The sequence below is a fragment of the Pantoea sp. SGAir0175 genome, from assembly GCF_043547855.1.
On the sequence record NZ_CP028081.1, the window covers coordinates 3309481 to 3332701 of the forward strand.

The window sequence follows — 23221 nt, forward strand, 5'->3', positions numbered from 1 at the left end:
CTGGCGTGCATCCGCAATGACAGACTCAGGAATTAAATATGCAACAGTTACAGAGCGTTATCGAATCTGCCTTTGAACGCCGCGCCGACATTACGCCGACCAGCGTGGACAGCGCCACCCGTGAAGCGATCAACCAGGTGATTGGCCTGCTGGACAGCGGTGAACTGCGCGTGTCAGAAAAGATCAACGGCGAATGGGTAACGCATCAGTGGCTGAAAAAAGCGGTACTGCTGTCGTTCCGTATCAACGACAACCAGGTGATCGACGGGGCAGAGACCCGCTTCTACGACAAAGTGCCGATGAAATTTGCCGGCTGGGATGAAGCGCGCTTTAAAAGCGCCGGCTTCCGCGTCGTGCCACCGGCCGCAGTGCGTCAGGGTGCATTCATCGCGCGCAACACCGTGCTGATGCCGTCCTATGTCAACATCGGCGCGTATGTCGATGAAGGCACCATGGTAGACACCTGGGCCACCGTCGGCTCCTGTGCGCAGATTGGTAAAAACGTGCACCTGTCCGGCGGCGTCGGCATCGGCGGCGTACTGGAACCGCTGCAGGCCAATCCAACCATCATCGAAGATAACTGCTTTATCGGTGCCCGTTCTGAGATCGTTGAAGGCGTGATCGTCGAAGAAGGCTCGGTGATCTCCATGGGCGTTTACATCGGCCAGAGCACCAAAATTTATGACCGCGAAACCGGTGAAGTGCACTACGGTCGCGTACCGGCAGGTTCGGTGGTGGTTTCCGGTAACCTGCCGTCTAAAGATGGCAGCTACAGCCTGTACTGTGCGGTGATCGTGAAGAAAGTTGACGCGAAAACGCTGGCAAAAACCGGCATCAACGAACTGCTGCGTACCATCGATTAAGTTTTTTCTTCCCGCTTATTTTTATAGCCACGGGCCTGTATTCAGGCCCGTCATTTTTTCTTTACACTTCTACCGCTATTACCTGTTTCGCGCCGCGAATTAACAGGTGCGTTTGTTTTTCAAACAGGTCATAATCCGCGCCAGTTAACTCCGGTCGCGCACTGTTCATCCCGGTTTTTGTGTCTACAGTTGATTAAGTATGCCGTAAGCGTTCGGTTCGTTGCGCTTATTACGCAGCCGAATGATGATGATAATCCTGCGCGCTCACTCACTCTCAGATGGAATATAAACGCTATGTACGACAACCTGAAAAGCTTAGGTATCAGCAATCCTGAAGACATTGACCGCTACAGCCTGCGTCAGGAAGCCAACAACGACATCCTGAAAATCTACTTCCGTAAAGACAAGGGCGAGTTCTTCGCCAAAAGCGTGAAGTTTAAATACCCGCGTCAGCGCAAAACCGTGGTGGCCGATCACACCACCCAGGGTTATAAAGAGATTCAGGAAATCAGCCCTAACCTGCGTTACGTGATCGACGAGCTGGATCAGATCTGCCAGCGCGATCAGGTAGAAGTGGATCTGAAGCGCAAAATCCTCGCCGATCTGCGCCATCTGGAGAACGTGGTGTCGAACAAAATCGCCGAAATCGAATCCGATCTCGATCAGCTGACCCGCAACGGTCGCTAATTCCCGCCGCTTCTCAGGCCAGCTGCTGCTGGCCTTTTTTATGCCTGCTCATCAAGCTGCAGCGCCACATACAGCAGCAGCCGATCGTCAAAGTTCGCCAGATTAAGGCCGGTCAGTTCCGAGATGCGGTTCAGGCGGTACTCCAGCGTATTGCGATGAATAAACAGCGCGCGCGCTGTGGCGCTCGGCTGCACGTTATGACTGAACCACGCAACCAGCGTGCGCCGCAGCAAACCGTTATTGTCCATACTCTTCAGCTTTGCCAGCGGACGTGCCAGCTCGCTGGCCTGCCAGCCGCCGCGCAGGCTATCCAGGAGTACAGGCAGCACCAGATCCTGATAGAAGAAGCTCCGCTGCTGCGGCATGCGCTGTTTGCCCACCATCATGGTGGTGCGGGCGGTGCGATAAGAGCGCGCAATGCTGCCGGGCCCGGTAAAGAAATTGCCGAGCGCGATGCGCATCCGCACCTGACCGCTCTCTTTCATGCGCTGCAGCAGTTGATCGACGCGGCGGCGATGATCGTCCTGATCGTAACGGCCATGGGCATTCAGCGCTGGCTTCAGCACCACCATTTCGGTGAGCGAAACAATGGCGATCAGGTTGTCGCGATTGGGCGTGGTCAGCAGCGTCTGTAATTGCTGCAGCTCCGACATTGCGCTGTCGACCCCCAGCTGTCCGCTGTCCACTTCCACCACCGCCACCACGCGCGGCTGATTGAGATCGATGCCCAGTCGCTGCGCCCATTCGTTCAGCGCCGGCGACAGCGTATCGCTGCGGATCAGGTTCAGCACCAGCTCCTCGCGCAGGCGGCTGTCCTGCGCCAGCATATGCAGCAGGCGCGCCTGTTCCAGCATCATCTCTGCCGTCATGCACACCAGCTCGCCGTAGTGGCGTAACGTGCTGGGCTGGCCGGTGAGGCCAATCACGCCGACGATGTCGCCATCAATGCGCAGCGGCAAATTGATGCCCGGCCGCACGCCGTGCAGGTGTTTAGCCACCGCTTCGTCAATATCAACCACCCTGCCCTGTGACAGCACCAGCAGCGCGCCCTCGTGCAATTCGCCAATACGCTCGCGATCGCCACTGCCAATAATGCGGCCGCGCGCATCCATCACATTGACATTGCTATCGATAATTTTCATGGTGCGGGCAACGATATCCTGAGCCAGTCGCGCATCAAGATGATAGGTGGCCATCAAACACTCCAGAATTCGGGACGAACCGACAGAATACGCATCCAGATTGCCCCTGGCATTGTGCAACTGCACATAGCCGCAGGGCGATTACCGGAATTGCGGCAGCGGTCACACTGGGAAGGCACAGATGACTGGGGCGCAGCAGCATACAGGCAATAAAAAAGGCGAGCCGAAGCTCGCCTGAGAGACCAATAAAAGGATTACTGCATCAGCAGATAGAGGCTGCTGTCGCCGCGCTTGACGTTGAGCGCCAGCACCGACGGTTTGGTGTCGAGGATTTTACGCAGCTCGCCAAGGTTGCTTACCGCCTGCTGGTTCACACCGAGGATCACATCGCCTTTCTTCAGGCCGATACGTGCCGCAGCGCTGCCGGCTTTCACGCTGTCAACGCGCACGCCCTTCTGGCCGTTGCTGTCGACGTTGCTGAGATCGGCGCCTTCAATGCCGGTGTAAATCGTCGCGGACTGCACTTTATCCTGTGAGCTCTGCTGCAGCTCAACCGTCACGTTGAGCGGTTTGCCATCGCGCAGCAGACCCAGCTGCAGTTTGGTGCCGACCGGCAGCGAGCCGACTTCTGCACGCAGCGCCGCAAAGCTGGTCAGCGCTTTACCGTTCATGGAAACCACCACATCGCCCGCTTTCACACCGGCTTTCGCCGCCGCGGAGTTTGGCAGCACCTGGCTGACAAAGGCGCCACGCTGCGCATCCACTTTCATCGCTTTAGCCAGCTCGGAGTTGAGCTCGGTGCCCATAATGCCCAGCTCGCCGCGTTTCACCTGGCCATACTCCACCATCTGCGCGGTCAGGTTTTTCACCATGGAACTCGGGATGGCAAAGCCGATACCGATGTTGCCGCCGTCCGGTGCGAGGATCGCGGTGTTAATACCGATCAGCTCGCCGTTCAGGTTAACCAGCGCACCGCCGGAGTTGCCGCGGTTGATGGCGGCATCGGTCTGGATAAAGTTTTCGTAATTTTCGACGTTAAGGCCGCTGCGCCCCAGCGCTGAGACGATGCCGGACGTGACCGTTTCGCCCAGGCCGTACGGGTTACCGATGGCCACGGTGTAATCACCGACGCGCAGATTGTCGGAGTCTGCGATCTTAATTGCCGTCAGGTTTTTCGCATCCTGCAGCTGAATCAGCGCGATGTCAGACTGCGGATCTTTGCCGATGACCTTAGCATCGTAGCGACGGCCATCGCTCAGCTGTACCTGAATTTTGGTGGCGTTATCTACTACGTGGTTGTTGGTAACCACATAGCCTTTGTCGGCGTTGATGATTACGCCGGAACCGAGTGCGCGGAACTGCTGCTTCTGCGCGTTGGCGCCATCGTCGCTACCGTCACCGCCGCCGCCCTGGCACATGGGTGAACCCTGGAACGGCGATCCGTCCTGACAGAACGGGGAATTATCGCCAAAGAATTGCTGGAACTGCTGCGGCATGCGCGGGGTTTTCACCGTGGTGCTGCCTTCCACGCTGATACTGACCACGGAAGGCATCACTTTTTCCAGCATGGGTGCCAGGCTGGGCAGTTGCTGACTGGAGGAAGACGCTGTCTCCGCCGCGAAAACACTGACAGGGCTTAACGCCATGCCCAGACTAAGCGCCAGCGCACTTAACATTAATGTGCTTTTTTTCATTCGTCTGTGTCTCTCTGAAATTAACGTGCAGACCATTGCTGTGGTCGTGATGATGAGATTAAGTTTTTAGCGCGAAGTTCCTGATAAAGTATTGGGCAAAGGTAAAAATTTATTCTTCGTCTTTACAAAACTGCGCTTATTCCACCGCCATCAACCGACGATACTCATCCCAGGCGTAATTGTCCGTCATCCCGCTGATATAGTCCTGAATCAGCCGCGAGCGATAATAACGTTCCCATAACAATCGCTGATATTTATGCTGCACCACCAGGTTACGCATCTGTTGCTGATAAGCTTTACGATGTTTACCGGAAAGTTTATGAAACAGTCGGGTTTCGATCGGATGTTTCGCGAGAAAATCCTCATTCATTAACGTGGTAAACTGTTCATAATCGAGCTGCATCAGCGACTGATAAATTTCCAGTAATCCTTTAATGACCCGATAACCCTGTAATTCCAGCTGCTCAACTTCAGGGTGATTAAACACCTGCTGGCGCGCCACGGTTTTAAATAATTTTAACAGGCGCCCTTCATCACCGTCATCTTCCAGCAGCGCATGGTTAAAGCTGCCGGCAAAAATGGCAGGTAAATTATCAACAAAGCGGCGCACCGCATGGCTGACCAGCACGCTCTGGACGTTGACCCGCAGCGACATGAAAAATTGATCGCTAATACTGCGACGCTTTTTCTGATTGGCCTCTTTCCACGCTTCATTAATGGTGCGGCTGAACGCGTCGCCGGATTTCACCGGACCCCAGGCGTTGAGCAAAGAATGATAGAGCGTATCGACGGTGAAGATGTCTTTTTCTACGGCGTCATCAAGGTCGGCAATACAATAGGAGATATCGTCAGCCGCTTCCATTATCCAGGTCAGCGGATAACGGTGGTGCTCAGGTATATCCGTTGCCGCGCGGAGATCGGCCACATATTCACGTTCGGATAAATAGAAACCCGGCTTTTTCATTAACACGCTGAACTCCGCCGGCTTATCGCCCTGCCACCACGCCGGCGCGGTGTATTTTAAAATACACGCTACCTGCGCATAGCTAAGATTTAGCTGCAGCAGGGTATGCACCAGCCGAATGGCCTGCGCATTCCCTTCGAAATGGCACAAATCCTGACGAATCATTGCATTTAACCGGTCGAAATCGGCACGCTGCGCGTCATCCGCCACGCCCGCCACCAGCGGATCCACCAGTTCGGCCGGCAGGTTGTCATCAAACCAGTCATTGATCGCCGCTTCACCAAAATGGCCAAACGGCGGGTTGCCGACGTCGTGCAGCAGGCAGGCCATCTCCACCAGGCTCTCGACCGCGCCCTCAAAGCCATCGAGGCCGTAAGCCGCCAGCCCGCCGCCCTGGGTTTTCAGCGTATGCAGAATCTCTTTGGTGATGTAACGCCCGGTTTGCTGCACCTCAAGCGAATGGGTCAGGCGCGAGCGCACGGCCGCATTCCGCTCCAGCGGAAACACCTGGGTTTTTTGTTGCAGACGGCGAATCGCGGCAGAATTAATAATGCGTCCACGATCGCTTTCAAAGTGGCGGGTAATAAAGTATTCGCCTTCGGGATCTTTGCGGCTTGTATAAGGGCGGGTGAAACTGATCTTCTTCCTGAAATTGATCGTCGCCATTGTTACCCCTTATTTTTTCCTGAATTGATCCCCTTTGAGCCATGTTAGACTATGCCTCACTTTAGCCTTATACATCCATAACTACAGCGAGATTCTTTATGAAAGCAGGCATTATTGGCGCGATGGAGCAGGAAGTCACACTGCTGCGTGACAAAATTGAAAACCGTCAGACGCTGACGCTGGCCGGCTGCGAAATTTACACCGGTACGCTCAACGGCGTTGAGGTGGCTCTGCTGAAATCGGGCATCGGCAAAACCGCGGCGGCGCTGGGTACCACGCTGCTGCTGGAGCTGTGCAAACCGGATCTGGTGATCAACACCGGTTCCGCAGGCGGTCTGGCGCCAACCCTACAGGTGGGCGATATCGTGGTGTCCGATGAAGTGCGTTATCACGATGCCGATGTCACCGCTTTTGGCTATGAGCCTGGTCAGATGGCGGGCTGCCCGGCGGCGTTTGTCGCGGACAGCGCGCTGATTGCCGTCGCAGAGCAGGTGATCAAACAGCTGGATCTCAACGCGGTGCGCGGTCTGGTGGTCAGCGGTGACGCCTTTATCAATGGCGCCGCGCCGCTGGAGCGTATCCGCAGCACCTTCCCGCAGGCGATTGCGGTAGAGATGGAAGCCACGGCGATTGGTCACGTTTGCCATCAGTTTAAGGTGCCGTTCGTGGTGGTACGCGCTATTTCTGACGTGGCCGATAAAGCGTCGCATCTGAGTTTCGAAGAGTTCCTCAGCGTGGCGGCTAAACAGTCGTCACTGATGGTGGAAAACCTGCTGGCTCAGCTGGCGCGTGGCTAAATATCTGCTGCTCGGGCTGTGGCTGCTGTGCCACAGTCTGCTGGCCGCACCGCGCGTCATTACCCTGTCGCCGCATCTCACCGAACTGGCGTTTGCCGCCGGCATCACGCCAGTGGCGGTGAGCGCCTGGTCAGACTATCCCGCCGCTGCTCGCCAGCTGGAGCAGGTGGCGAACTGGCAGGGCATTCGCGTTGAACGCATTGTGCAGCTCAGGCCGGATGTGGTGCTGGCCTGGCGCGGCGGCAATCCGCTACGCCAGGTGGAGCAGCTACAGCGTCTGGGCATCCATGTGGAATGGATCGATCCGCAATCACTCGATCAGATGATTGACGCGCTGGCAGCGCTGCAGCGCTGGAGCCCACAGCCCCAGCGGGCCACCGCGGCCGCACAGGCGTTACACCAGCAGCTGCAGACGCTGCGTCAGCGCTATCAGCAGCAAACGCCGGTGCCGCTGTTTCTGCAGTTTGGCCAGCAGCCGCTGTTTACCGCCGCGCGCAGCACGCTGCAGAATGAGGTTATCACCCTGTGCGGCGGTCGCAATATCTTTGCTGACAGCAGTGTGAGCTGGCCTCAGGTGAGCCGGGAGCAGGTGCTGATGCGGCATCCGCAGGCGATTGTCACTGGCGGTGATGCCAGCCGCGCCGCCAGCGTCGCGCGCTTCTGGCAGCCGCAGCTTAACGTGCCGGTGATTGCGCTTAACGATGACTGGCTGAGCCGGCCGGGTCCGCGCCTGCTGCTGGCGGCAAAACAATTGTGCGAAGCTTTACATCCGACGAAAAATAAAGCATTACCAGACTAAAGATTCGACGATTCATGTCGAAAATCAAATAACAAGGCACAGCGGCCACGTATGCTCTGTGCCCTTTTAGCGCGTAGCGCACTTTTGACATCACCAGGATTTCACCATGACCAGAGCGCTGCTGCTGGCCATAGGGCTGATCGTGGCTGCACCGATCGGTGCGGCAACCACCACAGGCTCTATCGCCGTCTCGCTAACGATTTTCTCCCGCTGCGATATCTCACGCCCGAGTGAGCAGACGCTGCCGTCTGTTGACTGCGGCCGGCATTTCAGCGCGCAGCCGCGCGTGACACAAAGCGTACTGAACCGCGATGCGTTGCGCCGTGAAACGGCTCGCTTAGTGACAATTGAGTGGTAAATCATGGCTGCCAGAACGGCAGCCAGCCCAGCATCAGATGCTGAAAGAGGAGCCGCAGCCGCAGGTGGTTTTGGCGTTGGGATTGGTCACGATAAAGCGGGAACCTTCCAGACCTTCGGTGTAGTCAACCGATCCACCCACCAGATACTGCAGGCTCATCGGGTCAACCACCAGCGCCACACCCTGCTTCTCGATGGTCATGTCGCCGTCATTCATTTGATCGTCAAAAGTAAAACCATACTGGAAGCCACTGCAGCCCCCGCCGGTGATATATACGCGCAGTTTCAGCGCCGGATTCTCTTCATCCGCAATCAGGTTTTTTACTTTTTTCGCTGCTGCATCGGTGAACTGCAGAGGCAGCGCGGCTACGTCGTCACTCATCTTTTACTCCGGGTAAACGTCCAGGTCAGAAAACGACCTCAATTTCGCTATTATCTGCCAGCCGTCCAGTGCAATCAAGTAGCGCCCTTGACACTGTGTGCCGCCAGTTATGGCATAAAGTATAGCAATGTCGCAGGCGCAAGCGGCCGCGCGCCTTTCTTCACCGGCCGCTCTTCCGTAGAATGGCGCCAGATTTTTTCCAGAACAGCAGGAGCCGAACCATGAGTAAGTCAGAAAACCTGTATGCCGAAGCACAACGCCTGATCCCGGGCGGCGTGAACTCCCCGGTGCGTGCCTTTACCGGTGTGGGCGGCGTGCCGCTGTTCATCGAACGCGCCGACGGTGCCTATCTGTATGATGCCGATGGCAAAGCCTATATTGATTACGTCGGCTCCTGGGGACCGATGGTGCTGGGCCACAATAACGCCACCATACGCAATGCGGTGATCGAAGCCGCCGCGCGCGGCCTGAGTTTTGGCGCGCCGACCGAGATGGAAGTGAAGATGGCCGAGCTGGTGTGCGAGCTGGTGCCGAGCATGGACATGGTGCGTATGGTTAACTCCGGCACCGAAGCCACCATGAGCGCCATCCGCCTGGCGCGCGGTTTCACCCAGCGTGACAAAATCATCAAATTTGAGGGCTGCTACCACGGCCACGCTGACTGCCTGCTGGTGAAAGCCGGTTCCGGTGCGCTGACCCTCGGCCAGCCCAACTCGCCGGGCGTGCCGGCGGATTTCGCCCGTCACACCCTGACCTGCACCTATAACGATCTCGACTCGGTGCGCGCGGCGTTTGAGCAGTATCCGCAAGAGATCGCCTGTATCATCGTCGAACCGGTGGCAGGCAACATGAACTGCATCCCGCCGCAGCCGGAATTCCTGCCGGGCCTGCGTGCGCTGTGTGATGAGTTTGGCGCGCTGCTGATTATTGATGAAGTGATGACCGGCTTCCGCGTGGCGCTGGGCGGTGCCCAGGCTTATTACGACGTTACGCCAGACCTGACCTGCCTCGGCAAGATCATCGGCGGCGGTATGCCGGTTGGTGCCTTTGGCGGCCGCCGCGAAGTGATGGCCGCGCTGGCCCCCACCGGCCCGGTTTATCAGGCGGGCACGCTGTCCGGCAACCCGATTGCCATGGCCGCCGGTTTTGCCTGCCTGTCGCAGATTGCGCAGCCTGGCACCCATGCGACCTTAACCGCGCTCACCGACCAGCTGTGTGCTGGCCTGCTGGCGGCAGCTGAGGCGGAAAATATCCCGCTGGTGGTAAACCACGTCGGTGGCATGTTCGGTATTTTCTTCACCGACGCCGACAGCGTGACCTGCTACGCCGACGTGACAAAGTGCGATGTGGAGCGCTTTAAGCGTTTCTTCCATCTGATGCTGCAGGAAGGTGTTTACCTCGCGCCATCGGCCTATGAGGCCGGCTTTATGTCACTGGCGCACAGCCAGGAAGATATTCAGCGCACCGTCGATGCCGCCCGCCGCTGCTTCGCGCAGCTGTAAACCTGCCGGGGCGCCATTCATAGCGCCCCGCTTCACTAAGCGCGCCTTAGCAGCCAGATAAAATACGGCGCGCCGAAGAAGGTCGCCATCAGACCCGCCGGGATTTGATCCGGGAAGGCCAGCATGCGGCCGCACCAGTCGGCGAACACCAGCAGGCCCCCGCCGAGCAGGCCAGCCATCAGCAATTGCGGCAGCGCGCGACGGAAGCCGAGCATGCGCACAATATGTGGCGCCATCAGGCCAATAAAACTCAGCGGACCGATAGTGAGCGTCGCGGTGGCGGTCAGCGCGGCCGCCAGCAACAGCAGGCCGAAGCGCGATCGGTTCAGCGCCATGCCGGCTGAGCGCGCCGTGGCACTGCCGAGCGGCAGCAGCGTCAGCCAGCGGCTGGCCAGCGGTGCCAGCGCCACCAGTATCATGCCCACGACAGCACTCTGCAGCGCCTGCGTCATTGAGATATTGTACGTCGAACCGGAAATCCAGCTCAGCAGCCCGGCCATGCGCGGATCGCCGCTCGCCAGCAACACCATCAGTAACGTGACAAACGCACTGTTCAGCGCCATTCCGGCCAGCAGCATGCGTTCCGGTGCAAAACCGCCGCGGCTGGCCACCAGCATAATCACCAGCAGCGTCAGCGCGGCACCCAGCACGCCCGCAGGCAACAGCCAGGCGACCGCGTTGCCGGGCACAAAGAACAGCATCACCACCACCCCGCAGGCCGCCCCGGAGCTGATGCCCAGCACTTCCGGACTGGCCATCGGATTACCAGTCAGGCGCTGAATCAGCACCCCGGCGACGCCCAGCATCGTGCCGACCACCAGTGCCGCCAGCACGCGCGGCACACGCCACGGCAGCAGCTGTTGCAGCATATCGCCGCTGACCCACGTCCAGCCGTGTGCGTCGCGCCCAAACGCGATGCCTGCCAGACTGCACAGCGCCAGAATCATCACGCCCGCCAGGCACCAGCGCAGCACGGCCTGTCGCTCCTGCGGCACTGTGTCGCCGGCATTCATCGCCGGCGGCAGCGAGCCCGTGCGCAGACGCGGCAGCAGCCACAGCAGAATCGGCACGCCAATCAGCGCGGTAGCCGTCCCGGTTGACACTTCACGCCAGTGCGCAGTCAGCCACAGCACGCACTGATCGGCCAGCCACAGCAGAAGTGCGCCAATCAGCGGCGCCAGCAGCAAGCGGCTCAGCAGACGACGCGCCCCCAGCATCTTCGCCAGCAGCGGCGCGAACAGCCCGATAAAGCCGATGATACCGGCGACGTTAACCAGCTGCGCACTGAGCAGGATCGCCAGCGCCAGCGCGGCAATGCGCGCCGCCGACAGCGCCAGACCGAGGTTTTTTGCCACGCCATCATCCAGCCCCATCAACGTCAGCGGACGCAACAGCGCCAGCGCCAGTGCGAACGCCAGCAGCAGGCGCGGCCACAGCAGCGCCACGTTGTGGCCGTCGAGCTGGTTCAGCGCGCCGGTGCTCCACAGAAACATGTTTTGCAGCTGATCGTGATTGAAGATGGCAAAGATTTGATTAACCGCGCCGGCATACAGGCTCAGTACCAGACCGGCCAGGATCAGCGTCACCGGCGACAGACGCTTGCCCCAGGCGATACCAAACACCAGCACGCCGACCAGCACCGCCCCGCCCATCGCAGCAAACTGCTGCGTCAGCTCCCCGCCCGGCAGCTGCCACAGAGTGGCGACGGTCAGGCCAAGCTGCGCGCCGGAAGAGACGCCCAGCGTGGTCGGCTCCGCCAGCGGATTGCGCAGCACCTGCTGAAACAGCAGGCCCGCGAGGCCAAGTCCGGCCCCGACCAGCAGCGCCAGCGCCAGCCGCGACAGCAGGCTGTAGTGGAACACCACCTGACGGATGTTATCGATATCCGGCGCGAACATCGCCTGCTGCCACTGCGCCAGCGGCAGCGCCTGGCGCAGGTTGATAAACGTGAGCGCCAGCGCCAGTAAACTGAGCACGCTGAGCAGCGCGACGGGAAACAGACGGTTGCGCATCAGTGCGACTCCAGCGCGCGTTCCAGCACGCGAATAAATTTGATGGCTGAGTAAGTGGCGCCGTAGTACCACACCGCAGGCACCCGCCGGAAACGGCCGGAACGGACAAACGGCAGCGCCTGCCACAGTGCGCTTTGCGTCACCTGCTGCATATCGCGTTCGTTATCGTGATCGAAGCAGATCACCTCAACGTCACCGACCTCCGCCAGCCGCTCCAGCCCGACCACCGCACTGCCCCAGAAGTTGGTTTCGCCCTGCCAGGCATTGCGCAGGCCAAGCTGCTCCATCACCTCGAGGAACAGGCTGCCTTTACCGAAGGTAATGGCGTGACGCGGATCCATCAGCGACATCAGCAGCAGCGGACGTTGCGCCCACGGACGTAACCGCTCACGCGCGGCCGCCACTTCACCATCCACCCAGTGCAAATGGGCCTGTGCCTGCGCTTCAAGGCCAAGCCGGGCACCCAGCGCATGCAGCGATGTGCGCGCGGTGGTGAACGGTTTGCCATCGCCGCTGTTGAGGTCAAAGCCCATCGTCGGCGCAATGCGCTCCAGCTTGTCGACCGCCGGGCCGTAACCGTTGGAGTGCAGGATCAGTGACGGTGCCAGCTGGGTCATCAGTTCCAGATTGGGTTCGGTGCGTAAGCCGAGATCGAGGGTGCCGGCTGGCAAGACCGGGTCGCCCACCCAGATGGCGTAGTTATGCAGATCGGCCACGCCGAGCGGGGCGACGCCGAGCGCCATCAGCAGCTCCACCGGCAGCCACTCCAGCGCCAGGATGCGCTGGCTGTCCGGCGGCGCGGCGCGCAGCGGTGCAAGGTTCATCAGCGGTGAGAGCGCCAGCGCGGTCAGCAGACGGCGACGGGAAAGGTCGAACATCACGAGGCCTCAGTAGACAAAGCTGACGGGCGCGCCGCCCTGCGGATGCGGCAGAATGCCCATCGGAATGCCATAAATATCACCCAGCACCCCGGCCTGCATAATCGCTTCCGGTCCGCCTTGCGCGATCACTTCGCCCGCGCGCAGCGCCACCAGCCGGTCACAGTAGCGAGCCGCCATGTTGAGATCGTGCAGTACCGCTATCACCGTCAGGCCGCGTTCGTGGCTGAGACGCTGAATCAGCGCCAGCACATCAACCTGATGGGCGATATCCAGCGCCGACGTGGGTTCGTCCAGCAGCAGGCAGCGGCTGTTCTGTGCCACCAGCATTGCCAGCCACGCACGCTGCCGCTCGCCGCCGGACAGGCTGTCCACCAGCCGCCCGGCGAAGGGTTTCAGTCCAACCAGCGCAATCGCCTCGTCTACCCGATCGCGATCTTCCTGGCCGTAGCGCCCCAGCGCACCGTGCCACGGATAGCGCCCAATCGCCACCAGCTCGCGCACCGTCATGCCCTCCGCCGCAGGCAGCTGCTGCGGCAGATAGGCTACCTGACGTGCAAAAGCTTTACTGCTCCAGGTATCAACCGCCTCACCGTTCAACATCACGCGCCCTTCGCTGGCGGCATGGTGACGGCCGAGCATCTTCAGCAGCGTGGATTTACCGGAACCGTTATGCCCGATCAGCGCGGTGACTTTGCCCGGGGCGAAAGTCAGCGACAGCGGATGCAGCAGCGTGCGGCCCGGTACACGGAAGCTGACGTTTTCCAGTGAAAAGGTGGTTTCTGCGTGGTGCGGATGCTGCATGATAATCCCTGGTTAACGGGCGCCGCAGCGCCCTGTGTTCAGTATCAGAAGCGGAAGGTGGCGGTACCGACGATCTGGCGCTCTGCGCCCCAGTAGCAGGCGTAGTCGCGGTAGCAGCTGGCAACGTATTCGCGATCGAACAGGTTGTTGATGTTGACGCCGACGGTTGAGCCCGGCAAGCCGAAGCGGCCCAGATCGTATTTCAGTGCGGCATCTACAGTGGTGTACGCGGCGACGTCAAAGTTCTGGTTGGCATTTGCGCCGCTGGCGTACAGGCCTTTGCTTTCCCCCACGTAGCGTACCCCGGCACCCACGGTGAAGCCCGACAGTGCGGTTTCATGGAAGGTGTAATCGCCCCACAGCGAGGCCATGTGCTTCGGCACCTGCACCGGCGTACGGCCTTTCAGCAAGGTGTCTTCGGTGTATTCCGCATCGGTATATGAGTAAGCCGCCGTCAGGTTGATGTTGGCGTTAAGCGCCGCTTTGGCTTCCAGCTCGACGCCACGTGAGCGAATCTCCCCTCCCTGCACACTAAACTGCAGGCTGTTCGGATCTGCCGTCAGGTTTTTGGTTTTAGTCAGCTGATAAACCGCTGCGGTGACCACAATCGGGCGATCTTTTGGTACGTATTTTACGCCAGCCTCATACTGCTTCGCGCGGGATGGGTCAAAAGGTTTCCCATCAACCGTGGTGCCAGCCGTTGGGATAAAGGATTCGCTGTAGCTGAAATACGGCGCGATACCATTATCAAACACATAGTTCACACCACCGCGCCAGGTAAATGCCTGGTCGTGGTTTTTTACTTCGCTGTTACCGTTACGGTTCAGTGCGGAGGTCATCGCATAATCGTATCGCCCGCCCAGCGTCAGCACCCATTTATTCCATTCCATCTGATCCTGCGTATACAGGCCAGTTTGTTCCTGACGGTTCAGATATTGATAGGGGAAGGCGGCACCCACAGCATCATTACCGTACTGCGGATCGATCGCATTGATTGGCGCTGCGGAGGCAAATGCAGCATCAATATCATTACGGGTGCGCTGATAATCAACCCCCATCAGCAGCGTATGATCGACCGCACCGGTAGCAAATTTTGCCTGCACCTGATTATCGACAGCAAACTGATTCAGTTTCTCATCGGAAATGGCTGAACCACGTGTAATCTCTTGTGACTCAGGCAAATAGCCGTTGCCATAAATACTACGATAATTCGTTTTCAGCTCCGCATAGCGCAGATTCTGGCGCACCGTCCAGGTGTCGTTAAAGCTGTGCTCAAAGTTATAGCCAACCATTTTGGTGTTGCGCGAGATCTTATTGCTGTCTTCGCCTTCATCAAAATTGGTGGGCAGCTTATAGCTGCTGCCGTCCGGCCGGGTGATGCCCACCACGGTGCCTTCACGCGGCAGCCAGCCGTAATAGCCGGTTTCCGGTTCGTTCTGGAAGTAGGTCAGCAGGTCAAAGCGGGTATTGGCATCGGGACGCCAGCTGAACGAAGGCGCAAGGGTATAGCGCTTCTCTTTGTTCATCTCCTGTTGCGCATCGGCGCTGCGCGCCAGGCCGGTCAGGCGATAGCTGTAAACGCCGTCATCATCCAGTGAGCCGCCAAAATCGAAGCCGGTGGAGAACAGGTTGTCGGTGCCCATCTGGAACTGGACTTCACGCAGCGTCTCCTGGGTCGGCCGCTTGCTCACCAGTGACACCACACCGCCCGGGTTGCTCTTACCGTACAGCACCGACACCGGGCCGCGCAGCAGCTCCGCGCGCTCAAGGAAGTAAGGATCGATAGCGAATTCGGAGTAGTTGTCACCCTGTAGCTTCAGGCCATCCAGATACTGGTTGGTGTTGGTTTCGCTGAAGCCGCGAATCGACAGCGCGTCGATAACGTCCGAGCTGCCGCGGTTACCGGTCAGCACGCCTGGCGTGTAATTGAACGCACCTTTGACGCTGGTCACCGCATGCATTGACATCTCTTCCTGCGTCACCACCGACACCGACTGCGGATTCTTCTCGATTGGCGTATCGGTTTTGGTGCCGGTCGCGCTGTGTTTAGCGGCGATGGTCGGCGATGGTCCCCATGCGCTCTCCTGCGCGACGCCGCTGCCGCCATCAGCCGTCACTACCACGGTATCTTCGGCCAGCGCCTGCATGCTGAGTGTGCCCAGAGTCAGGGAAATCAATAACGCGAGCGGTCGACGGGTGGTCACCGCGCGCAGAGAACAAGGAAAAGTGTTTCGCGCATTCATAGTGGGATCTCATGAAAATAGAACAATGCAGGCGAATGGAAACGAGAATGATTATTAGACGCACGGATTTTAGGCGAAACCCGGCAAGCACCGCAAGATGTAATGCCTGCTGGCGGTGAGTTTGCCAGCGGATCGCACATATCCATGATCGCGGCTAAAAAAATGGCGGGCAAAGAAAAAGGCGCCGCAGCGCCAGAGGGAGTTAAATTCAGCTTTTATGCAAGACTCAGGCTGGAGCGCCGCCATGTATCTGGCACCGCCACGTGGTGGTAAAACGCCGGCACTGCACAGGCTCTGAAGGTATAAAGCCGGTGCAGTGCCGGATGGCTTATTTACTGCCAAACATATCTTTAATCCAGCCCGCGACGCCGTCAGAGTCCTTCTGCTCGCCCTGCGGCTGCTGCTGTTGCTGTTGTTGCTGTTGTTGCTGTTCTTGCTGTTGCTGTTGCTGAATCTGCTGCTGTTGCTGCTGGCACAGCGCGTTCGGATCCAGCGCCCACACCGGCAGCGAACGCCAGGTGCTGCTGCCGCTGCCGCAGACAAAGTTACCGGCCGAATCGATATTCATCTGAGTGATATCTTCCGGTGGCGTCAGGACCAGTGGCATCGGCGCCTGATTGTCGAGGTAGCGACGATAGATCTGCATCGCACCACTGGCACCGTACAGCTTCGAGGTCTGGTTGTTGTCGCGGCCAACCCAGGTGATCGCCACTTCTTTGCCATCAATACCGGCAAACCAGCTGTCGATCAGGTCATTGGTGGTACCGGTTTTCGCCGCCAGATGCGCACCCGGGAAGCGTGCGCCCAGCGCCCGCGCCGTACCGTGATCGGCCACCTGCTGCATGGTATACAGCGTCAGATACGCCGCCTGCGCCGGCTCAACGCGCTGCGCCTGCGGGAAGCTCTGATACAGCACCGTGCCATCTTCCGCAATTACCGAGCGCACCGCCGACAGCGCAGCGCGGTTACCGCCGCTGGCAATTGACTGGAACGCCTGCGCCACTTCAATCGGCGTCAGATTAAGCGCCCCCAGCAGCATCGCCGGTACCGGATGCAGCTGATCTTTTGGCACGCCCAGTTTGGTCCAGGTATCCACTACCGCGTCGAGTCCCAGCGTCATACCGAGGTTAACGGTTGGCACGTTCATCGAGTTAGTCAGCGCATCCACCAGCATCACTTTACCGCTGAAGCGACGATCGTCGTTCATCGGCTTCCACACCGAACCGTTTGGCTGTTTCAGCGCGATCGGTTCGTCGGCGATCCAGCTGTTCAGGCGATAGCTGTTTGGCTGGCTGAGGGCGGTCAGATAGGTCGCCGGTTTTGCCAGTGAGCCAATCGAGCGACGCGCCTGCAGCGCGCGGTTATAGCCGGCAAACTGCGGATCGGCACCGCCGACCATCGCGCGCACTTCACCACTGAAGCGGTCGACCACCACCATCGCGGTTTCCAGATCTTTCAGCCCGCGCTGTTTCTTCAGCGTGGGAATGCCGTCTTCAACCGCTTTTTCCGCCGCATCCTGCGAAATCGGATCGAGCGTGGTGAAGATCTTCACGCCGGAGAGATCTTTGACCTTATCGCCCAGCTTCGCCTGCAGCTCATTACGCACCATCTGCATAAATGCCGGCTGCGGCGTGATCACCCCACCTTTCGGCTGAACGCCAAGCGGCCGCGCCGACAGCATGTCGTACAGCTCCTGGTCGATCACTTTCTGCTGTTGCAGCAGACGCAGCACCAGGTTACGTCGCTCCAGCGCCAGCTGCGGATTACGCCACGGATTGTACAGCGACGCACCTTTAACCATGCCGACCAGCATCGCCTGCTGATCAAGGCTCAGTTCGTCCACCGGGCGGCCAAAGTAGTACAGGCTGGCCAGCGGGAAACCGCGGATTTGGTCGTTGCCCGCCTGGCCGAGATACACCTCGTTCAGGTAGAGCTCAAGAATGCGATCTTTGCTGTAGCGCGCATCCATGATCACCGCCATATAGGCTTCACGCGCTTTACGCCACAGCGAGCGTTCGTTGGTGAGGAACAGGTTTTTCACCAGTTGCTGCGTCAGCGTACTGCCGCCCTGCACCGCTTTACCGGCGGTGATATTGGCGAGGAAGGCGCGACCAATCGAGTACGGGCTGATGCCGTCATGCTCGTAGAAGTGGCGGTCTTCGGTGGCGATCAGCGTATCGACCAGCAGATCCGGGAACCCGGCGCGCGGCACAAACAGACGCTGCTCGCCGTTTGGCGACTGCAACATGGTGATCAGCCGCGGATCGAGGCGGAAGAAGCCAAAGTCGCGTCCGGTATCGAGGTTTTTAATCTCGCTCAGCTCGTTGTTGCTGAAGGTGAGACGCGCGTTAATCTGGCCCTCTTTGCTGTCCGGAAAATCAAACGGACGGCGCAGCAGGTCGATGGTGTTGCCTTTCACGCTGAACTCACCCGGACGGGTAATGCGCGACACTTCGCGATACTGCGTGCCTTCCAGCAGCGCAATCATCTCTTTCTTGTCGTAAGCCATGCCCGGTTCGAGGCTGACCATGCGCCCGTATACGGCCGCTGGCAGCTGCCACACTTTACCGTCAATGCGGCTGCGGATTTCCGAATCGAGATAGACGCCCCAGGCGGCCATCACCACGACAAACACCAGGAAGAGTTTAATCAACCAGCCTAACCAGCGGCGTTTGCCACGCGCGGGTCGTTTTCCTTTACCTTTGGGTGGCACCGGCGCACTCTCCTCATCATCTTCGTCAAAATCGTCCTGATCGATATCATCTTCAGGCTCCCTGCGGCGACCCCGGCGCGTAACGTTACGCGGCGGCTTTGGCGCTTTTCCTTTGCGCCCAATAGGTTCGCGATCGTTCCCAGACATGCTTTGTTTTCTCCAGGCATAGCTACGGCAGCGCCGCTACTCTAACTGCTTTCTCGTGCCGCGCATGGCAGAACCCTCTGAATTCGATCCACTGCGGGCTACGAGGAATATTTTTTGGTACGCCTCGTCGGCAAGGCGCTGGCCGGATCGTCCGGCCACGGATGTTTGGGATAGCGCCCTTTCATCTCTTTCTGCACTTCAGGATACGCACCGCGCCAGAACGCCGCGAGGTCACGGGTGATCTGCAGCGGACGGTGCGCCGGCGAAAGCAGCTCCAGCACCAGCGGAACGCGCCCATCGGCAACCGCCGGGTTCTGCGCCTCGCCAAACATCTCCTGCATACGCACCGCCAGCGCGGGGGGCTTTTCCGCGTCGTAGCGAATCGGCAGGCGACTTCCGGTCGGCACAGTGTAATGAGTTGGCAGCACAGTATCCAGCCGCTGCCGCTGTGACCATGTCAGCAAATGTAATAAAGCGCTGACAAGATTAACGCTCTGCAGCCCTTTCAAATCGCGTACTGCGCCCATCTCCGGCAACAGCCAGTGCTCCAGCGAGGCCAGCAGCGTGTCATCATCCAGCGTCGGCCACGCCTCTTCCGGCAGCCACTGCGCGGCGCACTGCAGGCGCACACGCAGCTGCTCTGCCTCTGGCGTCCAGACGAGCACCGCCAGCCCTTTTTCGCGGATCCAGCGCAGCATCGCCGGATGCAGGATCTCCGGCTCGGGCCGCGCCTGCGGCTGGGCCCGCAGGATCAGCGCGCCAATCGCTTCCCGCTTCCACGCGCGCAGCGTGCCTTTGTCTTCATCCCAGTCCACATCGGTACGCTGCTCCACCAGCTGCGGGCACTGCTGGCGTAACGCATCCATCTCTACCGGCAGCGCCAGCAGCATGCGCGCATCAGCGCTGCTGGCCCCCTGCAGCAGGCTCGGTGCAATCAGCCACTCATAGCGGCTCAGGCCGTCGTGCTCATCCAGCATCGCGCCGATACCATTGGCGAGCTGATAGCGCGCGCTGTGACCGCGACGCTGCGCCAGCCGGTCAGCAAATCCGGCGGCCAGCAGCGCCGGGAAGCGATCGGCGTCAACACGCCCCTGACCTGCATTCAGGCGCTGCTGCCAGTGGCGCGCGCGCCGCAGCCACTGCGGTTGTGGCTGGTTGAGCGCATCGCGCAGATCGACACTGCCGCTGCGCGGCGGATCCTCCAGAATCGCCACCAGCTGCGCCGCGCTGGCGATGGCGTGCACATCGTCGCCGGCGGCGCACAGCATCGCCGTGAGACGCGGATCGCTGCCGAGCTGCGCCATTTTACGGCCGCGCGCGCTGAGCCGCCCTTCGCTATCCAGTGCGCCGAGCCGCTGCAGCTGTTGACGTGCCGCCTGCAGGCTGCGCGCCGGTGGACTATCCAGCCATTGCAGCTGAGCCGCGTCCTGACAGCCCCACTGCAGTAAATCCAGCTGCAGCGAGGCCAGATCGCTGGTGAGTATCTCCGGCTCACTCTGCGCCGCCGCACGCAGCGCCTGCTCCTGCGGCAGCAGATGCAGACAGATCCCCGGCGCCAGGCGACCGGCGCGGCCAGCGCGCTGCGTCATTGATGCCTGGCTGATGCGCTGGGTCAGCAAACGCGTCACGCCGCTGCGCACGTCAAACTGCGCCGCGCGCTCCAGCGCGCTGTCCACCACCAGGCGAATACCTTCAATCGTCAGGCTGGTTTCAGCGATGTTGGTGGCGAGCACCACTTTACGCCGGCCCGGCGCGGCCGGCAGAATAGCCCGCCGCTGCGCCTCCAGCGACAGCGCACCATATAAAGGAGATAAATCCACCTCATCACTGACGCGCGACGCCAGTTCACGCTTCACCCGTTCAATCTCCGCCACACCGGGCAGAAACAGCAGCAGCGAACCGGGCTCATCCCGCAGCAACTGTGCAACCTCGCGCGCCACTGCCTCTTCAAACCGCTGCTGCGGATTGAGCGAAGCGTAACGTCGGATCACCGGAAAGCTGCGCCCCTGTGACGCAATAAACGGCGCGTCGGGCAGTAGCGTGCGTAGCTGCTGATTATCCAGCGTTGCCGACATCAGCAGAATTTTCAGGTCGTCGCGCAATCCCTGCTGCACATCAAGCAGCAGCGCCAGCGCCAGGTCTGCCTGCAGGCTGCGCTCATGGAATTCGTCGAGGATCACCAGCGATACGCCCTCCAGCAGCGGATCGCGCTGCAGCATGCGCGTCAGAATGCCTTCGGTGACCACCAGCAGACGCGTCGCTGCGCTGCTGCAGTTTTCCCCGCGCAGCCGATAGCCTACCGTCTCGCCTGGCTGTTCACCCAGCTGTTCCGCCAGCCGCTGTGCCACGTTGCGTGCCGCCAGCCGGCGCGGCTCCAGCATGATGATTTGCCCTGACAGCTGCGCCTGTTGCAGCAGCTGTAGCGGCAGCCAGGTGGATTTCCCGGCGCCGGTCGGGGCCGCCAGCAGCACCTGTGGCGACTGCGCCAGCGCGGCCAGCAATGCAGGCAGTACCTCGCTTACCGGTAACTCACTCACACTCAACTCCCACTCTGCCTGTGCTAAGATGGCGCGCATTGTACACCACCCGGCGCCAATTACCGGAGTTCAGCATGGCCACGCAACGACTGTTTTTTGCCCTCGAATTGCCTGATGCCCTCCAGCAACAGCTGGTGCAATGGCGGGCCGATTGCTTCGCCGCAGACGCGGGTAAACCGGTGGCGGCGGCGAATCTGCACCTGACGCTGGCGTTTCTCGGTGAGGTCAGCACGGAAACGGCGGAGCAGCTGCAGCAGCTGGCGGCACGCATCCGCCAGCCGGGCTTTACGCTGGATCTCGATGACGCCGGTCACTGGCCGCGTCCCGGCGTGGTGTGGCTTGGCTGCCAGCGCGCGCCGCGCGGTTTACTGCAGCTGGCCAATCTGCTGCGCGCCCAGGCCGCGCGTCATGGCTGTGCGCAGAGTACGCAGCCGTTCCATCCCCACATCACCCTGCTGCGCCACGCTGCGCAGGCCGTGGCGCTGCCGCCGCGCGGTTTTCACTGGCGCATTGAGGTGAGTCATTTCGCGCTGTTTGCGTCCAGCTTCACGCAGGGACGCACGCGCTATCGCCGGCTGGCGCGCTGGCCACTGTTATCTGCCGCAGGAGCATAAATGCAGTTCGATCCGCCGTTACAATCAGCCCGCTTAATCACCCGCTATAAACGTTTTTTAGCCGATGTCATTACGCCGCAAGGTGACACCTTTACCCTGCACTGCGCCAATACCGGCGCGATGACCGGCTGCGCCACGCCAGGCGATACGGTGTGGTACTCCACCTCGGCCAGCGCGACGCGCAAATATCCGCACAGCTGGGAAATAACGCAAACCGCGCAGGGTCACTGGATTTGCGTCAATACTCTGCGCGCTAACCAACTGGTGCGCGAGGCGCTGCTGCGCGACGCAATTCCGGAATTATCCGCTTATAGCCACTGCCAGGCTGAGGTGAAATACGGCACGGAAAAAAGCCGAATTGACTTCCTGTTGCAAGCGGAGGGCAAAGCCAACTGCTATATTGAAGTCAAGTCCGTCACCCTTTTACAAAATGGTAAAGGCTATTTTCCGGATGCGGTGACGGCTCGTGGACAGAAACATCTGCGCGAATTAAGCACTATCGCGGCAGAAGGCCACCGGGCCGTTTTGTTGTTTGCTGTTCTGCACACGGGGATTGAGGACGTTTCCCCGGCGCACCATATCGATGCGCAATACGCAGAACTACTGGTACAGGCGCAGCGCTGCGGTGTGGAAGTGTTGGCGTATCAGGCTCAGATTTCACCGGCAGAAATGTTACTTACCCGGCCGTTAACGGTAACGATTAACGCACAGTTGTAATATTTAACGTTATTTGCTGTGATAAGAATGTTCTGAGCGGTGCGCTAAATACGCTGTTCCTCACAGGCTTGTCAAGGTGCGTTCATGAATAATTGCCAACCTTGATTGCTTCTGCTATTTATAGCGGCCTGTTTTTTTCCCTGATGGGAATCGATATGCCCCGCATGCGTCGGGTTGCAGGCAAAGGCTTTCGCAATCTGAAACAGAACGGGTAGTGCGTGTTATCCAGGAGAAACAACATGCAAGAAGGGCAAAACCGTAAAACATCGTCCCTGAGTATCCTCGCCATCGCTGGGGTGGAGCCGTATCAGGAGAAACCGGGCGAAGAGTATATGAATGACGCCCAGCTGAGCCATTTCCGCAAGATTCTGGAAGCCTGGCGCAACCAACTCAGGGATGAAGTAGACCGTACTGTGTCGCATATGCAGGACGAAGCTGCCAACTTCCCGGATCCGGTTGACCGTGCCGCCCAGGAAGAGGAATTCAGCCTGGAGCTGCGTAACCGCGATCGTGAGCGCAAACTCATTAAAAAGATTGAGAAAACGCTCAAGAAAGTGGAAGACGACGACTTTGGCTACTGCGAATCCTGTGGGGTCGAAATTGGTATCCGCCGTCTCGAAGCGCGTCCGACCGCCGATCTCTGCATTGACTGCAAAACGCTGGCAGAAATCCGCGAGAAGCAGATGGCAGGCTAATGGCCGTT

19 protein-coding genes are annotated in these 23221 nt (G+C 59.6%); 9 read left to right on the forward strand and 10 right to left on the reverse strand.

Annotated features, from left to right (window positions below; all coding sequences use genetic code 11):
• Nucleotides 1-38 precede the first annotated feature (38 nt).
• Both dapD and C1N56_RS15625 read left to right on the forward strand, forming a co-directional pair.
• A complete protein-coding gene (gene dapD, locus C1N56_RS15620) occupies nucleotides 39-863 on the forward strand; it encodes a 2,3,4,5-tetrahydropyridine-2,6-dicarboxylate N-succinyltransferase (RefSeq protein ID WP_021507493.1) in 825 nt (274 codons plus the stop codon).
• Nucleotides 864-1157: 294 nt separating this feature from the next.
• Nucleotides 1158-1550 (forward strand): DUF3461 family protein, encoded by a 393-nt coding sequence (locus C1N56_RS15625; RefSeq protein WP_010616197.1) that lies wholly within the window; start codon nucleotides 1158-1160, stop codon nucleotides 1548-1550.
• 38 nt (nucleotides 1551-1588) lie between these two features.
• On the opposite strand, the gene C1N56_RS15630 is transcribed toward C1N56_RS15625, so the two are convergent.
• The 3 genes from C1N56_RS15630 to dgt form a co-directional block, all read right to left on the reverse strand.
• Nucleotides 1589-2746 carry a CdaR family transcriptional regulator gene (locus C1N56_RS15630; protein WP_394516848.1) on the reverse strand — a complete coding sequence of 386 codons (1158 nt, stop codon included), beginning with the start codon at nucleotides 2744-2746 and terminating at the stop codon, nucleotides 1589-1591.
• Nucleotides 2747-2946: 200 nt separating this feature from the next.
• A complete protein-coding gene (gene degP / locus C1N56_RS15635; protein WP_058759526.1) occupies nucleotides 2947-4386 on the reverse strand; it encodes a serine endoprotease DegP in 1440 nt (479 codons plus the stop codon).
• Nucleotides 4387-4522: 136 nt separating this feature from the next.
• Entirely contained in the window at nucleotides 4523-6016 is a 1494-nt protein-coding gene (gene dgt / locus C1N56_RS15640; protein WP_150360720.1) for a dGTPase, read from the reverse strand.
• 98 nt (nucleotides 6017-6114) lie between these two features.
• On the opposite strand from dgt, the gene mtnN reads away from it, so the two are divergent.
• From mtnN to C1N56_RS15655, 3 genes are all read left to right on the forward strand, one after another.
• A complete protein-coding gene (gene mtnN, locus C1N56_RS15645; RefSeq protein WP_136546859.1) occupies nucleotides 6115-6813 on the forward strand; it encodes a 5'-methylthioadenosine/S-adenosylhomocysteine nucleosidase in 699 nt (232 codons plus the stop codon).
• Entirely contained in the window at nucleotides 6806-7612 is an 807-nt protein-coding gene (btuF, locus tag C1N56_RS15650; RefSeq protein WP_150360719.1) for a vitamin B12 ABC transporter substrate-binding protein BtuF, read from the forward strand. The genes mtnN and btuF overlap by 8 nt, the downstream gene beginning before the upstream one ends.
• 106 nt (nucleotides 7613-7718) lie before the next feature.
• A complete protein-coding gene (locus C1N56_RS15655) occupies nucleotides 7719-7970 on the forward strand; it encodes a hypothetical protein (protein ID WP_021507500.1) in 252 nt (83 codons plus the stop codon).
• Between the two features lie 33 nt (nucleotides 7971-8003).
• Here the strand turns inward: C1N56_RS15655 and erpA are convergent, their stop codons facing one another.
• Nucleotides 8004-8351 carry an iron-sulfur cluster insertion protein ErpA gene (gene erpA / locus C1N56_RS15660; RefSeq protein ID WP_021507501.1) on the reverse strand — a complete coding sequence of 116 codons (348 nt, stop codon included), beginning with the start codon at nucleotides 8349-8351 and terminating at the stop codon, nucleotides 8004-8006.
• A gap of 221 nt (nucleotides 8352-8572) precedes the next feature.
• Here erpA and hemL point away from each other — a divergent pair, with 221 nt between their 5' ends.
• On the forward strand, nucleotides 8573-9853 hold the full coding sequence (gene hemL, locus C1N56_RS15665; protein ID WP_021507502.1) for a glutamate-1-semialdehyde 2,1-aminomutase: 1281 nt from the start codon (nucleotides 8573-8575) through the stop codon (nucleotides 9851-9853).
• A 35-nt stretch (nucleotides 9854-9888) separates the two neighbouring features.
• On the opposite strand, the gene fhuB is transcribed toward hemL, so the two are convergent.
• From fhuB to hrpB, 6 genes are all read right to left on the reverse strand, one after another.
• Complete coding sequence (gene fhuB, locus C1N56_RS15670; protein ID WP_211726669.1) at nucleotides 9889-11865, reverse strand: Fe(3+)-hydroxamate ABC transporter permease FhuB; 1977 nt, start codon at nucleotides 11863-11865, stop codon at nucleotides 9889-9891.
• The gene (gene fhuD, locus C1N56_RS15675; protein ID WP_021507504.1) at nucleotides 11865-12743 is read right to left on the reverse strand and encodes a Fe(3+)-hydroxamate ABC transporter substrate-binding protein FhuD; all 879 of its coding nucleotides are present in this window, start codon (nucleotides 12741-12743) and stop codon (nucleotides 11865-11867) included. Before fhuD ends, fhuB begins: the two co-directional genes overlap by 1 nt.
• A 9-nt stretch (nucleotides 12744-12752) precedes the next feature.
• Complete coding sequence (fhuC, locus tag C1N56_RS15680; protein ID WP_088516628.1) at nucleotides 12753-13547, reverse strand: Fe3+-hydroxamate ABC transporter ATP-binding protein FhuC; 795 nt, start codon at nucleotides 13545-13547, stop codon at nucleotides 12753-12755.
• Nucleotides 13548-13591: 44 nt separating this feature from the next.
• Nucleotides 13592-15790 (reverse strand): ferrichrome porin FhuA, encoded by a 2199-nt coding sequence (gene fhuA / locus C1N56_RS15685; protein ID WP_394515601.1) that lies wholly within the window; start codon nucleotides 15788-15790, stop codon nucleotides 13592-13594.
• 328 nt (nucleotides 15791-16118) lie between these two features.
• Nucleotides 16119-18650: a bifunctional glycosyl transferase/transpeptidase gene (gene mrcB / locus C1N56_RS15690; protein ID WP_132466664.1), complete on the reverse strand. Its 2532-nt coding sequence runs from the start codon at nucleotides 18648-18650 to the stop codon at nucleotides 16119-16121.
• Between the two features lie 98 nt (nucleotides 18651-18748).
• Nucleotides 18749-21226 (reverse strand): ATP-dependent helicase HrpB, encoded by a 2478-nt coding sequence (gene hrpB, locus C1N56_RS15695; RefSeq protein ID WP_394516849.1) that lies wholly within the window; start codon nucleotides 21224-21226, stop codon nucleotides 18749-18751.
• A 35-nt stretch (nucleotides 21227-21261) separates the two neighbouring features.
• Here hrpB and thpR point away from each other — a divergent pair, with 35 nt between their 5' ends.
• The 3 genes from thpR (at nucleotide 21262) to dksA (ending at nucleotide 23213) form a co-directional block, all read left to right on the forward strand.
• Entirely contained in the window at nucleotides 21262-21801 is a 540-nt protein-coding gene (gene thpR / locus C1N56_RS15700; RefSeq protein ID WP_136547259.1) for an RNA 2',3'-cyclic phosphodiesterase, read from the forward strand.
• A complete protein-coding gene (gene sfsA, locus C1N56_RS15705) occupies nucleotides 21802-22518 on the forward strand; it encodes a DNA/RNA nuclease SfsA (protein ID WP_058770595.1) in 717 nt (238 codons plus the stop codon).
• A gap of 239 nt (nucleotides 22519-22757) precedes the next feature.
• Entirely contained in the window at nucleotides 22758-23213 is a 456-nt protein-coding gene (gene dksA, locus C1N56_RS15710; protein ID WP_021507512.1) for an RNA polymerase-binding protein DksA, read from the forward strand.
• The last annotated feature ends 8 nt before the right edge of the window (nucleotides 23214-23221 follow it).